Here is a 16,000-nt window from a genome sequence, read left to right as displayed (position 1 = left end):
ATCATGCGAACCACAGTTTGCTGCCCGAGGGCGGCGGCGAGTCGGCGGTGTCCTCGTCGGTGAACGGCACCGCCCCACCCACCCAGCCGGCCAGTTCCCGATCCGTCAACCACCGGTAGGGACAGGGCTGCTTCCGGGTGTCTCGGACCAGAGCGGCCAGGTCCAGCCGGTGCGCGCTCGCCGCCAGCAGCAGATTCCCGAACCTTCGCCCCTTGAGCACCGCGGGCTCGGCCCCGACGAGCAGGTGCCGCCACCGCCCCACCATGCCCGCAACCACACGTCTGGTCCAGGTGAAGGGAGACAGATCCGTGACGTTGAACACCACCATCCTGCGACCACGCCCGATCCGCACCAGCTCATCGAGGAAACCCGTGCTCACCAGTTCCCCCGGGACCCGGTCCCCGGCGAACGCGTCCACCACGACCAGGTCGGCGTAGTCCGCAGGCATCAGGACGGTCGCACTGCGCCCGTCCTGGTCGCGCACCTTGATCCCGCTGCGCGGCGGCAACGGGAGCTTCCGACGGACCTCCGCGGTGAGGTCGGCATCCGGCTCGCACACGATCTGGGCCGTCCCCGGGCGTCGCCACGCAACCCACCGGGGGATGCTCATCCCCGCTCCCCCGACGTGGACGACCCTGAGTCGGGTCCCCGGATCGGTGTCGGCCAGTCCGTGCTCGAAGAGCAGGGCGATGTGGTTGACGTACTCGAACAGCAGCAGGTCGGGGCGGCTCGGGTCCACCCATGACTGCGAGGCCTGCCCGAACAGGACACGGAAGGCCCCCGGGTGCTGCGGGTCGGGTACCAGGGACATCGGTGGTTCAGTTCTTGGCGCAGGCACGCACGGGATCCGAGACCTGCCCCTGGGCTCGCCGCCTGAGGGTGATGTCGATGCAGGTCTCACCGTCCTGGACCGGCACGATCACCTCGGGCTTGCTGACCCGGACCCGGTTCTCGTTGGCAGGGGCACCGATGATCTCGACGAGGAACACGTCCTCGGACTGCGGGTCCGGGTTCGTCCAGGTGAACTTCACCTGCTCACCCGTGACAGCCCAGTCCACGTCGATCACCCCGGGCACCCGCGAGGCCTCCCCCGTCGGCAGCACCTGGGTGGCCCCACCACCGAAGGTGCCGTTGGCGAACAGCACCCCGACACTCACCCCGACCACCAGCAACAGTGTTCCCAGCACCATCAACAGGGTGCGTTTGCCGCGCTTGGCATCAGGATCCGGGGCAGGCGGTGGACTCGGCTGGGGTTCCGGCACCGGCAGGGTACCGACGTCACGTGGCCCGGCCTCGGCGAACCCCGAGCCGCGCAGGAGCACGCCCGCCTCCGGGGCACCGGTCGAGACCGAGGGCGGGGTCGGGTCGTCGACGAGGCTGGCGGGATCCTGGTAGGACAGGTAGCCGCCGGTATAGGAGGACAGACCGGAGGTGTAGCCCCCCGTGAGCATCTGGCTGGAGTCCGCATTCGGCCACGACGGGTCGAAGCCCTGATCCAGTCGTCGCGGCTCCTGCTCCAACGACTCGGCGAGGACGTCGAACGGGGTCATCGGCAGCCCGTGCCGGGTCTGGACGCTCTGCAGGGCCCGCGCGAACTCCTGCGCGCTGGAGTAGCGGCGCGCCGGGTTGCCCGCCATCGCCGTTGCCAACACGTTCTCCAGGGTCTGGGGGACATCGCTGCGGCCGGTGCGCGGGGCGTGAAAGTTCCGGGCCCGTTCCCTCAGCGCAGCGGTGCTGTTGTCCGCCCCGGGCACCGCCAGAGGACTGCGTCCCACCAGCATCGCCCAGGTGGTGGCGGCCAGCGAGAACACGTCGCTCCACGGCCCGGGCTCCATCCCGGCGTTCGGGTGTTGCTCGATCGGGGCCCACAACGGGCTCAGGGCGTTGGCCAGCGCCCGCTGGTCCTGTGAGGCCGAGATCCCGAAGTCAGTCAGTGCCGGACGCTGGAACCCCGTGAACAGGATGTTGGCGGGTTTGATGTCGCGGTGGAGGATGCCCTGCAGATGGGCGGTCTCGACGGCACCGGCCAGCTGGATCGTGAACTCGATCGCCTGGGTGGGGGGCAGCACCCGGTTGGAGATCCTGGCCCCCAGGTGCGTGGAGGAGCACTCCTCCATCACGAGGAAGGGCCGACCGTCCGGGGACAGCCCCGAGGAATGGATGGTCACGATGTTGGGGTGCCCCGACAGCCGGGCCATGAGGACGGCCTCGGCCGCGAACGCGTTGAAGGCCGTCTCGTCCACCGTCTGGTGAAGCACCTTCACCGCCACACCACGGCCCAACGAGTCCCGGTACCGGAAGACATCGGCGAAACCACCGCCACCGATCCATCCGATGTAGGTGAAGCCCGGCAGCTCCGGGGGTTGCGTGCGCTGCCCCATCACGGCAACCCGTCGCAGTGGATCAGCACACCCTGCCCCAGGTCCAGCACGTCCCCGGCCTCCAGCGGGATGGAACGCTCCGGGAGCCGGAGCGGATCCCCACCACGACGACGAAGTGCACTGCCGTTGCGGCTGCCGAGGTCGCGGGCGTAGGCCTGCCCCTCCTCGACGAACAACGCCAGGTGGTTGGCCGAGATGTGGGGCTCCCCGATGGTGACCAGCCTGGCCGGTTCACTGAGGTTGAGACCACCCGCCCCGGGATGGCGTCCGATGACGACGGGACCACCCAGCGGGATCAGCTCGCCGCCGGGCATCCGGAGACATCCGATGGGGGCGCGTTCCTCGGCGTGGGTCGGAGCCGTCGCGGGCGGGGAGACGACGACGTCCACGTCACTGCGCTCGTCCTCCGGCACGTGGGGGATGCCACCGGTCTCCTCGACCAGCACCGTGCTCGACGGTTTGAAGGCGCCCAGCTCGAGACACCCTGCGAGCACCACGCCGTCGCTCACGGGCACCATCGGTCCTCCTGGTTCACCGATCCTGAGAGCGCTGGGGGAGAGCACGGTCCGCTCGGTCCAGGTGGTGATCGTGTGGCACTGCATCGCCTCCGAGGTGCTGCCGAACTGGGCCTCCAGCGGCACCTGTCCCCTGATCGCGAGATGCCAGTTGTCCCCCTCGCTGATCGCCACGGCGAATTCAGGCAGCTCGAGCACGCCTGTACCGACCACCTCGGCCAGGGAGCGCACGAAATCGCTCAGCTTCGCGCTGGCGTGGACCCGGTGCCACAGTTCACCGGCGCCCTCCGGGGTGAGACCGTTCAGCACGAGGGCCAGCCCGTGGGGCCACACGATCCCCATGTGGGCACCGGGCGACCAGGTGGGTGTGCCATGACTCGAGATCATCGTTCCTCCCAGTCCTCGATGGTGTCGCCCAGCTGCGGCGGCAGGGTGTCCTCGTCCATCGTGACACCCTCGACCGCCTCGGTGAACTCGCAACGCACAAGAACCACGGTGACATTGTCCCGCCCACCGGCGTCGAGCGCGAACTGTACCAGCCGATTCGCCGCTTCCTGGAGGTCATCCGTGTGGTCGGCGGTGGCTGCGATCACCTGTGGGCTGAGCTCGTTGGACAGCCCGTCCGAGCAGATCACGATGAGGTCCCCGGGCAGCGCCGGGATCAACCACTGGTCGGCCTCGGGGTGTTCGATGCCGGCTCCCAGCGCCCGCGTGATGATGTTGCGTGGCGCATCGACGAACTGTGCCGCCGCGGAGTGGTCGACACTGACCTGTGTGAACACGCCGTCACGCAGCAGATGGGTACGGGAGTCGCCGATGTTGAACACCAGCCAACAGGGTTGCCCACCCTGTCTGGACAGGGCCACCCCGCTGACCGTCGATCCCGGTGCCCGACCGTGGGATCGAAGCTGCGAGACCTCGGCGGCCGCATGGTTGATCGTCGTGATCAGGTCGTCACTGCCCACCCACTCGTGGGTGGCGAGCTCCCGGAACACGTCGACCACGCTCCTCGAGGCCAACTCCCCCGCCTCGTGGCCTCCCATGCCGTCCGCGACGAGGAAGATCGGAGGCAGGGTCAGCCAGGAGTCCTCGTTGACGGAGCGGACGAGACCCTGGTGGGTGGCAGCGGCACAGCGCACGACCATGCTGGGGGCCCTCACTGGACCAACCTCAAGGTCCGGCCCCCGAAGTGGATGAGCTGATTCGGGAGGAGCCGGTGCGGCTCACGCACGACGAGACGGCTGCGTTCCCCGTCGCTCTCCAAGAACACCCCGTTCGTGGCGCCGATGTCGATCACCCTCACCCCGTCGAGCCCGGCCAGCACCACCAGATGGGTCTTGGACAGTCGCATCGTCGCATCGATCAGCTTGACGGGTCGCGCACCCGTGTGGGCGGGTGGGGCGACGGGGTTGCGGCCCAGCACCAGCGGCCCGTCCACCGTGATGCGTTGCCCGTCATCCAGCACGAGCACCGGGTCGGGACGCGGCACCATCGGGTTGGTGTCGATCACCGTCGCCTCCATGTGCGGGCGGGCACCGGGGATGATGACGGTCTCCTGCTGGGCCTGGTCGTCCTCCGGTTCAGGTGCCGGGCTGGAGGCGAAGCCGAGGGGCGGGAACACCGGGGCCGAGGGAGAGGCGGCCCAGGGGTTCGCCCCCCGGGCCGACGCCGCCTGACCGAAGGGACGCACCGGGGTGCTCTGCGAGACGGCCTCGGTCTGGGGGCCCTGCTGCACCGCTGCACTGGGAGGCTGCGCGGCCGGGACACCGGAACGCGGACACGGCGGGAAGGGCTGGGCACCCGATGTCGGGCTGCCGGGTGGCGGGGGCGGGTTCCACCTGGCCCGAGGGGTCACCGATCCAGGTGTGGCCTGGGGGACGCCGGGCGCCGTGGCGACGCTCGGCAGCACCTCCCGGTGCACGGCGACGATGTGGAAGACCCGGTCGAGCCAGTGCTGCCCGTCCCGATACGTCGCCAGGAAGGAGATCGCCGCCAGACCACAGGTGGCCACCTCCAGTGCCCCCTCCACCGCCATCTTGCCGAGCAGTCCTGCACCGGCCGGTGCCGCGTCGCTCTCCCGCACGTAGTTGAACCGCTGGGTCGATGCGCCGAGGGTCTCGGACCGGGTGACCATCAACCAAGCACTCCAGACCAGGCCGCCGACCCCCAGCATGCCGAGGATGGCCGAGACGACGATGCCGAAGACCCCTTCGGAGAGCAGGCTGAAGCCCAGCCCGGCGACGATGAGCAGTACTGCCGGCGCCCACTGGATCACATGGGCGATGGCTCGACGTTGGCCGTCGAGGATCATCACCACACGATCACCCAGTTGTCGCCGCGTCGGCACTGCTCAGTTCCTCCTCGCTCCTCGTGATGCCTCCGGTTGCTCCTCGGCCCTGCGTGCCCTCGGGTCCCGTTTCGGTGTGGAGGAAACCTCGGCGGCCTCAGACCTGCCTCGGCGCAGCGACCTCACGGAGAAGAGTGCAACTGCACGAGCGTACCAAGGGCGGGTCATCAAGAGCGAGCGGCGCAGCAGATCCGACTCCTGCCATGACTCGTCACGGGCCTTGCGGGAGGGCTCGTCGGCGCCGAAGACCTGGGAGTCGATCCGGGTGGCGAGTGGTTCGATCCCCAGCTCGGGATAGGTCTGCTGCAACTCCTCGGCCGTCTCCCTACGGGTGCTGCCGACCAGAGTGGTGAAGCCCAGGTCGCGGGCACGGTCGACGACCTCCCCCCAAGCCCCGGCGATCTGGTCGGCCGTGGTTCCCCGGTTCCTCCGGTGTCGGCGCCGTCGCAGCTTCCACGCCGCGACGAGCAGCAGGGGGGACAACAGCAGCAGGACGCTGCCGAGCCCGATCCCGATGGCGATGAGCAGCGGCCTGAGGTCCCCGGGCTCCTCCTCGGGTTCCTTGAGGTCGACGTTCTCCTCCTCCGTTTGGACCTGCTCGTCCTCGTACCGCTCAGGAGGCAGGGGCGGGGACTCGACACGCGGTTTCGGCTGGGGCTTGGGCACCGTGTTGTCCGGGTTCGGCAGCTGGTCGCGAGGTGGCGTCGGGTCGAAGCTGACCCAGCCCGCACCCTCGATGTTCGCCTCCACCCAGACGTGGGCATGCGCCCCGAGCACCTGCCAGGGCTGGCCCGGGGCCGGGGCCTGCTCCGGGTAGAAGCCGAGCACCACCCGCACCGGGATACCGAGCTGGGAGGCCATCAGGGCCATCGCGACGGCGTACTGCTCGTCGTCGCCGACGTACTGGTCCGAGTTGAACATGAAGGCGAGTCGCTCCGCGGTGTGACCCGCACGGGAGTCGTTGTTCCTCCCGTCGGAGAATCGTCCCTCGGTGCGCAGCTTCTCCTCGATCAGGCTCAGCTGCTCGTAGGGGGTCCTCCCCGATTCCGCCCAGGACCGACCGGTCTCACTGAGGACCTCGGGGATGAGCGGGAACCGTCCCGGGGGCACCGGTCCGATCCCACGCCCGGCGAGTTCACCCCGGGCCTCTGCGCTGAGCGGCGCCTGGTTCGTGGAGGCCACCTGGATGCTGTTGCCGGGGGCGATCCCGGTGCTGGTCAGCAGCTGCCCGGTGTCCTGGTTCAGGTGCAGCGAACGTGCCACCGCCTGGCTGCGCGGACCGCTGAACTCCACCCGGGAGGGCTCCCCGAAACTCGGCACCCAGACATCGGAGTACCCCTCGGCGGTGATCGTCGCCTGCACCAGCTCCCCCTCCGGCTGCCACGGCATCTCACGACCGACCCGGAGGTAGCGTCTGCTGTCCTGGGAGACGTTGAACACCACGCCGTCCCAGTGGTCCATCACGGCCAGCCGCAGCCGACCACCGGGCGGCAGGGCATCCACGGTGAACAACACCTCGTCCTCGAGATTGACCTCGTAGAAGCGGAACTTGGTCAGCGGGCTGGGGTAGTCACTCAGGTTGAGGGGAGGCGTCACGTGGTCCCGCAGCACCTGTCGCCCCGGCGCCCCGGAGACGAGGTTGACCCCGAGCGCCGTCCCACAGGCCAGGGCGATGACCGTGCCGGCGGTGAAGGCCTTCCAGGCGGTGCTGGAGAACCCGCGGGCACGACGGACCAGGAAGCGGGCGTTGACGTCGCGCCGTCGCTGCAGCCGGTGGACCGTGGTCCACACCAGCATCCCGGCCCCCGTGACGATCCCGAGCCACCACGCATCCGGGACGTGGTGGATGCCGAGGGCGATCCCCGCACCCAGCCAGCTGACCGGGATCAACAGGGGTGCGACCACCGAGCGGGTCCGCAGCACCACCCCGACGAAGGCCGTCGCCGCGACCATGCCGAGCAGCAGCGGAGCTGCCGCTGGCCCTGGGATGTCCACGGCGGGGACGGCGACGGTGAGGATCTCCGACCAGCTCTCCCAGATCAGGACGACCAGTCGTCGCACCGTGGCCACCGTGGGCAGGAAACCCGCGCTCACCGTCTCGGGAGCCGCGATCGGCCCGCCCAGCAGCAGGTAGCACAGCAGGATGGCCCCCACCCACAGGGCAGGACCGAAGTGCAGGGCCACCGCGACCACTGCCAGCAGGGTTCCCGTGGTCACCCCGACCAGGGCCGGGACATGACCGGCCCACCCCCCGAAGATCGGCTGGAAGGCCAGCACCCCGGGGACCATCAGGAGCCACGCCCCGAGCACACGGGGCCACCACGTCCGCGCCTTCACCGGAGACTCCGCAGGGCGGGGCGGAGTTGCTCCAGCTCCGCGAGATCGATCACGCTCATCGGTCCGACCCGGCTGCGGGACAGCCGACTCTCCCCGGAGCAGCGCAGGGCGAACGAGAACACCCCCGGCGGGATCACCCGCTGCACACCACGCAGTTCGGCACGGGCGGCATTCCCGGTGACCAGGGCCACCACCGACAGCCCGGGTGCGTTGGCGTGACGCGCGGCCACCTGCCGCATCGTCGGGGCCTCCTCCTGGCAGGCCACCCCGGAGAGTCGGTCCAACAACCCGATGGCCCCGGGGAAACGGACCTCCTCGGTGGAGGTGACGAAGGTCACCTGACGTTCCTCCTGCAGCGCCGAGGCGCCCAGCGAACCGGCCACGGAGACCGCCAGCTCGAAGTCGTCCGGGTCGGTGTAGTCAGCGGTGCGGGTGGACAGCAGGATGAGCAGGTGCGCCCGGAGGGTCTCCTCGAACTGGCGGACCATGAGCTTGCCGACCCGGGCCGTCGTGCGCCAGTGGACGGAGCGACGGTCATCTCCGGGGACGTACTCCCGCAGGGCGTGGAAGGAGACGTCGGACGAGGACAGGTTCGAGGTGGTGATCCCTTCGACGTCCCTCAGGAAGCCGATGGCCCCCGACCCCGCCGCGATGATCCGTGGATGGACGAACAGGTCCTGGGTTCCCGAGAGCATCTTGATGCGGCTGAGGGTCAGCAGGGGATCGGCCTGGACGGAGCGGACCGGCCCCAGCCGCACCACCCCTCGCGTGGTGGTGGGGATGCTGAACCGTTCCTCGTGACGGGTACCGCCCGCCAGCTCCGGGACCCGGAAGGACGCGGTGTCGTCGTCGACGGAGAACTCCAGGGTGGAGGGCACGGAGCGACGTCCACCCGCCGCGGTCACCACCACACGCCCGCCCACGGTCTCCCCCGCCTGGACCCGGGGACGGTCCAGCTCGAAGATGACCAGGTGCTGGGAACGCCCCATGACGCTCAGCACGGCGAGGATCAGCACCACCGCCGCGATGACCCACAGGGCTCGGAACTCCAGCCAGCCGAGACTCCAGGCAGGGATCGCCCCGACGGTGACCAGTCCCAGCAGGAACCAGCCGAGCGGGGTGATGGGCTCCGTCACCGGGTTTCGCACCAGACGTGCCCACAGGCCCCGCCCCGGGATGGGCGGAGCGGAGTCGTCACGGATTCGGCGTGCCACGTGTCAGGAAACCGTCCGGTTCGTCGGGGCCTCGACCCTGCTCAGGGCCCGGGCCACCACGTCCTCCGCGGTGACCCCGGCGAACTCGGCCTCCGGGGACATGATGATACGGTGCGTCCACACCGGGGTGGCCAGTTCCTTCACGTCATCGGGGATGACGTAGTTGCGGCCATGGGCGGCCGCCCACACCCGGGCGGCCCGCACCATGCCGATGGCCCCACGGGTGGAGACCCCCATCGCGGTGTCGGCGTCGTCGCGGGTGCTCTCCACCAGCCGCTGGATGTAGTAGAGCACCGACGGGTTGACGTAGTTGTCCCGCACCGAGTCGATCATCTCCGCGATGGCCTGCTGTGCCACGACCGCCTTCAACAGCTTCGAACGGTCGGGACGGGCCGAACCGGCCAGCACCGCCACCGAGTCCTCGGTGTCCGGGTAGCCCACCGAGGTCTTCATGAGGAAGCGGTCGAGCTGGGCCTCCGGGAGCCGGTAGGTGCCGGCCTGCTCCACCGGGTTCTGGGTGGCGATCACCATGAACGGTCGCTCGGTGGGATAGCGCTGCCCGTCGACGGTGACCTGCGACTCCTCCATCACCTCGAGCAGCGCGGACTGCGTCTTGGGTGAGGCCCGGTTGATCTCGTCGGCCAGCACGATGGAGGAGAAGATCGGGCCGTGGTGGAAGTTCCAGCGTCCCGTCGCCTGGTCGTACATCGTGACCCCCGTGATGTCGGAGGGCAGCAGGTCCGGGGTGAACTGGATCCGGTTGTGGCTGCCGTGGACCGAGGCCGCGATGGCCCTGGCCAAAGCGGTCTTGCCCGTCCCGGGTGCGTCCTCCAGCAACAGATGCCCCTCGGAGAGCATGCAGGTCAGCGCCAGCCTCACGACGGGAGCCTTGCCCAGCAGGGCCTGCCCGATGTTGTCGGTCAGCCGGGCGAAGGTGTCGGCGAAGAAGGCCGCCTGCTCCGGGGTGAGTACAGCATTCATTGTGGTGGGTTCCTTGTCGGGGTCAGGCCTGGCGGCAGCTGGCGGTGATGTCCACGGGATTCTTCGGCTCGCGGTCCTCGGGGAACACCCATTCCTTGATGACCAGGTCACGGTTCCCGGAACCGTCCACCCCGATCCGGGCCTCACTGGTGATGCCCGCGACGTTGTTGAGCTGACAGGACACACTCGTGTCCGGGTTCCAGTTGCGCAACTCCACAGCCGCCTGGTGGCAGTCGTCATCGTCGTCATCCGGACACTGCACCTTCGGCCCTGACCTCATCGAGGCCGTCGGGGCGGGTCTGGGCTCCGGGATGGTGTCGGCGCACTGCTCACCCGACCAGTCGCTCCACTCGCCGTGCTCGTTCTTGGCCCGGGCCCTGATGCACACCCGCTGGTCGTGGGCGGTGCCCTTGTCGGTGCTGTCGGTCAGGTCCGAGACCTCGTTGCTCTCCTTGGCACCACCGGTGGTGATCTCCAGGCCGATCGCGGTGACCGAGGCCCCGTTGCTGGAGCCGGGCATCTCCCAGCCCAGCCGGACCTTCGGTTCGTTCCCGGAGAGCTGGGTGGCGCTGACCACCGGGACCGCCGGCGGTCCGGAGACCGCGACCGTGGCGCTGACGGTCTCCCCCGCCACCCGCTGCCCGTTGACCGTGGCGACGGCACGGAGGTTCACGGTGACCGAACGCCCGTAGACGAAGGCGTCGCTGGTCACGGTCTCGCCCGGGGAGACCCGCCCCCAGGTGTCACCGACGTTCCACTCGTAGGAGATCTCGTCGTCACGGGCCCCGTTCGGGGAGGCCGGGGAGAAGTTGAAGGTCGCCTCCCGTCCCTTGTGGGTGGGGGTGAGGCTGAACCCTCCGGGCTGCCCCGGCGGCTGGTGCGGCCTGACCTTGTTGGAGATCGACGACCAGGGTGACCACAGTCTCGACTTGTTGGTCACGCGCATCTCGAAGGTCCGGTCCGAGGTGCTGACGTCCATGCTGATGGTGCACTGGTTCGACGAGACGTTGCTGCACACCAGGTCACCCCCGGTGGCCCGGACCTCGTAGCGGAAGTCCGCATCCCCGTTGGGGTTCGCGGGTGGGCCCCAGGTCAGCGTCGCGCTCGGGGTGACCCCTGTCACCGGCCTGTTGAGCGACACCGTCGGCGGCCCCTGACCGCTCGGTGCCCCCGCCGGGATCTGTGGGGCGGAGGCGTCCCCGGTGGGAGGGTTCACCCGCGGGTCCTCGTCGGTCAGCCTGTTGTGCGCGGTCACCGTGAAGGTGTAGGCGGTGCCGTTGTTGAGGTTGTCCCACACATGGCTGGTGCCGGTGGTGTCGATCCGGGTCCGTCCCAGGGCGTCGGCCGGCTGGATCGAGATCGTGTACCGGTTGACCGGGGAGCCGCCGTCAGCCGTGCCCACCGGGTCCCAGGCCAGTGAGATCGAGCGGTCCCCGAAGGTGGCACTCGGGCGTCCCGGCCGGTTGGGCAGGCCGTCCACCCAGATCTGGTTGCTGGGTGAGGACGGGGCACTGCGGTCGATGTCCGGCTCCGTGACCTCCGCCACCACGGTGAAGGTGTAGGCCTTGCCGTTGCGCAGGGTGTCGATGTCACAGGTGGTCTGGAGCCCGCAGAACTTCTCCCCGTCGTCCCAGATGACCGTGAAGCCACGCGGGGTCCCACCACGCCATCCGGCATGGGTCCAGGTCACCCGGGCCGTCTTCGACCTGAGCACCTCCGCCGTGACATTGGTGGGTGGCCGTGGTTTGCCCTTGACGCTCAACGTGATGGTGCCGTTGCGCTCCCGGGAGGCCTCCTTGGTGGCATCGGCCACCCGGTAGGAGACCACCACGTCCCCCACCCCCTCGGTGCCCGTCCCCGGATCGGTCGGGGTCACCTCGATGACGGTGCCGTTCTGGGACACGTTCGCCGAACCCTGTCGGAGCGTCGCCACCCCGACGATGCTGATCTCCCCGCCGACATCGGCGAAGGGGTTGGTGACGTAGTTCTTCAGGTCGAAGGCATAGGTCTGGTCCAGACGGGCGTTGCGCTCCTCGATGTCGGCGACCTGCATCAGGGGCCGGGTGGTCTTCAGCACCCGCACCGGGACCGTCATGGTGAGTGGATCGGTGGAGCCGTCGTGCACCTCCACCTGCACCGTCGCCTCCGCACCGACCGCGAGGGTGGCATCGGCGGTGACCTGGATCTCCTTGCCGCTGGTGCTGGCCGAGATTCCCTCACTGGCGGAGAGCACCTTGAAGCTCATCCGCTCGTTGTCCCCCGGGTCCGGATCATCGACCATCGCCGCGAGGCTGGCCGACACCGGGCCCTCACCGGGCGCGACGGTGACCTCGCTCGGCCGCAACGACGGCGGCGTCAGTCCGGAGGAGAGCACCAGCACGGGCACGCTCAACGTGGCCCTGAGCGCGCGGGGATCCTCCAGGGTCTCCCCGTCGGTGACCTCGAAGGACACCGAGGTGGGGCCGCTGAAGGTGGTGGCCGGGGTGAAGCGGATGGTGTCCTCGTCCACCACCTCGAGCCCGCCGTTGGGAAGCTCGGTGTTCCCCCCGGGGCCCGCGGTCACGGATTCGGCCCGGGTGAGCCTCGCCCTGTTCCCCGGTCGGGTGACCACGTACTCGTCGAGGTTGATCACCAACTGTTCACCACCCTTGACCCGGGCGGGCACGACCTCCTGGTTGATCTGCGGCCTCACCTTCTGGCGGCCCGGGACCACCACCGCGGCCTTCGCGGTCAACCCGTCCTTGTCGGTGACCGTGTAGAGCAGCACCTGGCGTTCATCGGTGACCGGGACCCGGACCACCCCGCCCCTGACACTCGCCGGTTCCTCGACCGAGACCTTGAGGTCGGACACCGCTCCGTCGGGATCGGAGTCGTTGTTCAACACCTCGATCTCGACGCTGTCCTTGTCGTTGATCCCCGCCTCGGGGACGAAGTCGTCGCGCGCCACCGGTGGGACGGGTGGCACGTTGGGATCCACGTTGACGGTGACGAGACCCTCGACCTGGATGCCCCCACCGTCCTGGATGCCATAGAGCAGCCGGTACTGTCCGGCCTCCTCGGGCGTGGTGATGCGGATCTTCTGCCCGATGACCTCCGCCTGCGGGTCCCAGGTCTCGTCAGCGGCCCGGACCGAGCCGTTGACCAGCTTGACCTGGTCACCGTCCGGGTCGAGGTCGTTGGCCAGGGCCGGGATCTCCAGCGCGCTGGCGGGGCGGGCGAACACGGTGTCGGGAACCGTCACCGGGGCCTGGTTCGTGGTGGGGGCAGGCGCCACCCCGATGCGGATGGTGCCCTCCCCCTCGGCCCCGAACTGGTCGGCGACCCGGTAGGTGAAGGTATCGGTACCCGCCACCGTCGACGAGGCGGAGTAGATCAGGGAGTTCCCGTTGACCGTGACGGAACCGAACTGCGGTGGACGTTGTCCGAGCCCCACCAGCTGGACGAAGTCCCCGTCGGGATCGACCCCCTCCAACGGGATCGGGACCCGGATGCTCTTCCCGGTGAAGGTCCTGGCCACCACCGGACCCGGAACGGGTTGCTGGTTCGCCTCGTCGTAGTCGTTGATGGTGATCGTGATGCTGCTCGTGGCGATGCGGTTCTCGGAGTCCCGGATCGTGTACAGGGCCTCGGCCGTGCCGGCCTTGCCCGTGGAGCGGAACCTCACCTGCTGGTCCGAGACGAAGAACTCACCGAGTTCCGCGTCGGAGCGCACGTCGAGCTCCGGCTGGAGCTTGACGTCGAGGTCCGAGGGCGAGTAGTCGTTGCCCAGCACGGACACGGTGACGATGTCCTGGGCCCGCACCACCGCCTGGTCGGGTTTGGCGACGGGGGGTTGGGACTCGGCCTGGCTCTCCCGCGGCACCACGAGCACCTTCGCGGTGGCCGAGCCATGACCGTTGCTGATCGTGTACTGGAAGGTCTTGGCCTCCTGCAGACCGGCGGGGGCGCTGATCCTCATCCGGGCGTGGGCGATCATCTCCACGTTGAGTTCCTTCGACGAACCCAGCGAGACCCCTTGGATCACCAGCACCCCACCGGTGGGGTCACGATCGTTGGCGAGCGCGTCCAGCACCACGGAGCCGCCTGCGGGCAGCAGCGCCAGGTCGTTCTCCGCCAGTGGCATCTTGTCGTCGGTCGCCGGGTCGATCACATCCACCCGGATGCGTCCCTTGGCACTGTTGCCCCCGTCGCTGATGCCGTAGACGAACAGGTAGGACCCGGCCTGGGACGCGGTGAAACGGATCTGTCCCGACTGGTAGTCGGTCTTGATCTCCGTGCCGGCCGGGGCGGGCTCCACCTCGACGACCGACAGCTTGTCCGCATCGGCATCGGTGTCGTTGAGGAGCGGCTCGAGGGTGACGGCCTCCCCCACCGTCGCCACGAAGTGGTCACTGTTGGCGATCGGCGGGGAGTTGCTGGCGCCGGGGACCACGTAGACGTCGAGCACGCTGGAGGCCGACTCGGTGCCGTCGCTGACCGTCAGGTTCACCGCGCGTTTGCCCGGACCCCCGGTCCCGAGGTCCTTGACAGCGACGTACCCGTCAGGACGCCACGACACCTCCAGGGCCTGCTCCGACGCGGCGCTGGCGAGGAAGATCGGATCACCGTCGGGATCCACCCAGTCCCCCAGTGCCGAGTACTCGAGGGAGGCACGTTCGGCGACCGTCAACTGGGCGTTGCGGACCCGTTCAGGGGCCGAGTTCTCTCCGGGTGCCCGGATCTTCACGGTCACCGTGGCCGGGTTGGAGACGCTGTTCCCGTCGGAGGCCCGGTAGGTGAAGGTGAACTCCCCCGTCATGTCGGAGGGGACCTGCGCCCGGATCTGACGTCCCTCGTCGGCCAGCGCGAGCTGCACCCCCTCGGGCTGGGTCTCGATGACGGCGGTCAGCACGTCCCCGTCGATGTCGGTGTCGTTGAGGAGCACCGGGAGGGTGGTTGAGGTGCCGGGGCGGGCCCCCAGCTGGTCATCGACGGCCTCCGGTGGGTTCTGCTCGTTGGTGAACTCCCGGATGGTGACACGCCCGTCGACGACGTCCTCCTCCTTGACCTGCTTCTCCTCCTGAAGCTGGTTCTTGATGAGTTCCCAGTTGTCGACCCGGGCCATGTCCTTCATCGGCAGCAGCACCACCCCGGTGGCGGTGTCGTTGATGACGACGACCTTCCGGTTGGTCCGGAACACCGGATCGGTGGCGTTCTCGATCTCGTCGTACTGGGACTTGACGAAGTCCGCCCCCTCACAGTCGCGCAGGTAGTAACCGGTCCGTGCCCACAGGGCGTGGACACAGCCCTCCAGCTGCACCGGAGCGGCCGGTTCGCCGCTCGGCACCTCGACCATGGTGACCCGCCCGTTGCCGGTGTCCACCTGGAGCATGGCGGTGGGGCTGGACAGCGCGATCCGACCGGTGTCCGGTCCGGGCTGCTGGAGCACGGCGTCGGTGAAGTCGTCGTTGCGTATGGTCCGGCCCCGGTGACGCAGCTCTCCCTGGTCCAGGACCACCGGGACGTCGCCGATGACGCTGAGTTGTGCGTCATCGCTGATCCCCCCGGGGAAGGCCACCCCGAGGTCGGAGACCTGCGGATCCTCCTCACCGGGGGTGATCGCGTAGTGCGCCCCCTCCTTGGTGATGACATGGCCGACCCCGTCCACACCGACGACCACGCGGGGGCTGCTGAGGTCCTTGAGCAGTGGCAGCGCGGTGGTCGAGAAGGTCCCGGCCCCGCCGCTGTCGGTGGCCCAGACGCGACCGACCCCGGGATCGGCGAACAGCACGAGATCACCGTTGTGGGAGACCTGGAGACCGCTGGTGTCTGCCTCGCTGCGGATCGACACCGACGCCACGTCGACGGGTTGGATCTTGTCGGAACTGGTCACCAGCACGTTGCTGGCCGCCTGGGAGACGTCGAAGTTGTCCTTGGTGGACTGGAACCCGCCGTCCAGGGTCTGCGCCTCGTAGTTGAGATGCCCCACCATGAGCAGGTTCTGGTTGGTGACCCAGATGCCACCGTCGTTGAGCTCCACCTCGGAGGCCGGCAGACCGGGGTGGGCGAAGGCCAGCACTCCGAGAGCCGTCGTGAGGACGGCGACGGCGGCGGTCTCGATCCGCCCACGGGTCAGCACTGCCATGTTCGAGGCCTCGTCTCTTCCGCTCTCAGTTCCCGTACACCTTGCCACTGTCCGGCTTTCGGCCAGACTTCAATTAACCTTGGGAGCATCCTGCCAAGAAA

Annotated in this window: 9 protein-coding genes; all 9 read right to left on the bottom strand. The window is 69.0% G+C overall.

Features of this window, described 5'->3' with window-relative positions:
- Nucleotide 1 precedes the first annotated feature (1 nt).
- The 9 genes from EII34_RS11510 to EII34_RS11470 are packed head-to-tail and all read right to left on the bottom strand — an operon-like array spanning nucleotide 2 to nucleotide 15,899.
- Complete coding sequence (locus tag EII34_RS11510) at nucleotides 2-811, bottom strand: spermidine synthase (protein ID WP_124845310.1); 810 nt, start codon at nucleotides 809-811, stop codon at nucleotides 2-4.
- A 7-nt stretch (nucleotides 812-818) separates the two neighbouring features.
- Complete coding sequence (locus EII34_RS11505; protein ID WP_124845309.1) at nucleotides 819-2,381, bottom strand: serine/threonine-protein kinase; 1,563 nt, start codon at nucleotides 2,379-2,381, stop codon at nucleotides 819-821.
- Entirely contained in the window at nucleotides 2,381-3,283 is a 903-nt protein-coding gene (locus EII34_RS11500; protein ID WP_124845308.1) for an FHA domain-containing protein, read from the bottom strand. The genes EII34_RS11505 and EII34_RS11500 overlap by 1 nt, the downstream gene beginning before the upstream one ends.
- The gene (locus EII34_RS11495; RefSeq protein WP_124845307.1) at nucleotides 3,280-4,056 is read right to left on the bottom strand and encodes a PP2C family protein-serine/threonine phosphatase; all 777 of its coding nucleotides are present in this window, start codon (nucleotides 4,054-4,056) and stop codon (nucleotides 3,280-3,282) included. The genes EII34_RS11500 and EII34_RS11495 overlap by 4 nt, the downstream gene beginning before the upstream one ends.
- The gene (locus EII34_RS11490; RefSeq protein ID WP_124845306.1) at nucleotides 4,053-5,243 is read right to left on the bottom strand and encodes an FHA domain-containing protein; all 1,191 of its coding nucleotides are present in this window, start codon (nucleotides 5,241-5,243) and stop codon (nucleotides 4,053-4,055) included. Before EII34_RS11490 ends, EII34_RS11495 begins: the two co-directional genes overlap by 4 nt.
- Before the next feature lie 3 nt (nucleotides 5,244-5,246).
- Nucleotides 5,247-7,580 (bottom strand): transglutaminaseTgpA domain-containing protein, encoded by a 2,334-nt coding sequence (locus tag EII34_RS11485; RefSeq protein WP_124845305.1) that lies wholly within the window; start codon nucleotides 7,578-7,580, stop codon nucleotides 5,247-5,249.
- Nucleotides 7,577-8,794, bottom strand: a complete 1,218-nt coding sequence (locus EII34_RS11480; RefSeq protein ID WP_124845304.1) for a DUF58 domain-containing protein — start codon at nucleotides 8,792-8,794, stop codon at nucleotides 7,577-7,579. Before EII34_RS11480 ends, EII34_RS11485 begins: the two co-directional genes overlap by 4 nt.
- A 3-nt stretch (nucleotides 8,795-8,797) precedes the next feature.
- A complete protein-coding gene (locus EII34_RS11475; RefSeq protein ID WP_124845303.1) occupies nucleotides 8,798-9,775 on the bottom strand; it encodes an AAA family ATPase in 978 nt (325 codons plus the stop codon).
- 22 nt (nucleotides 9,776-9,797) lie between these two features.
- Nucleotides 9,798-15,899: an Ig-like domain-containing protein gene (locus EII34_RS11470; RefSeq protein ID WP_124845302.1), complete on the bottom strand. Its 6,102-nt coding sequence runs from the start codon at nucleotides 15,897-15,899 to the stop codon at nucleotides 9,798-9,800.
- Nucleotides 15,900-16,000: the final 101 nt, after the last annotated feature.

Origin of the sequence: Arachnia propionica, assembly GCF_003859805.1 — a bacterium.
GTDB lineage: Bacteria > Actinomycetota > Actinomycetes > Propionibacteriales > Propionibacteriaceae > Arachnia > Arachnia propionica_C.
This window is presented reverse-complemented; position numbering and strand designations above follow the sequence as displayed.

What these genes read in the sequence shown, in the direction of transcription:
- EII34_RS11510 (WP_124845310.1), bottom strand. Translation starts at nt 811, where the DNA reads ATGTCCCTGGTACCCGACCCGCAGCACCCGGGGGCCTTCCGTGTCCTG.
- EII34_RS11505 (WP_124845309.1), bottom strand. Translation starts at nt 2,381, where the DNA reads ATGGGGCAGCGCACGCAACCCCCGGAGCTGCCGGGCTTCACCTACATC.
- EII34_RS11500 (WP_124845308.1), bottom strand. Translation starts at nt 3,283, where the DNA reads ATGATCTCGAGTCATGGCACACCCACCTGGTCGCCCGGTGCCCACATG.
- EII34_RS11475 (WP_124845303.1), bottom strand. Translation starts at nt 9,775, where the DNA reads ATGAATGCTGTACTCACCCCGGAGCAGGCGGCCTTCTTCGCCGACACC.
- EII34_RS11470 (WP_124845302.1), bottom strand. Translation starts at nt 15,899, where the DNA reads ATGGCAGTGCTGACCCGTGGGCGGATCGAGACCGCCGCCGTCGCCGTC.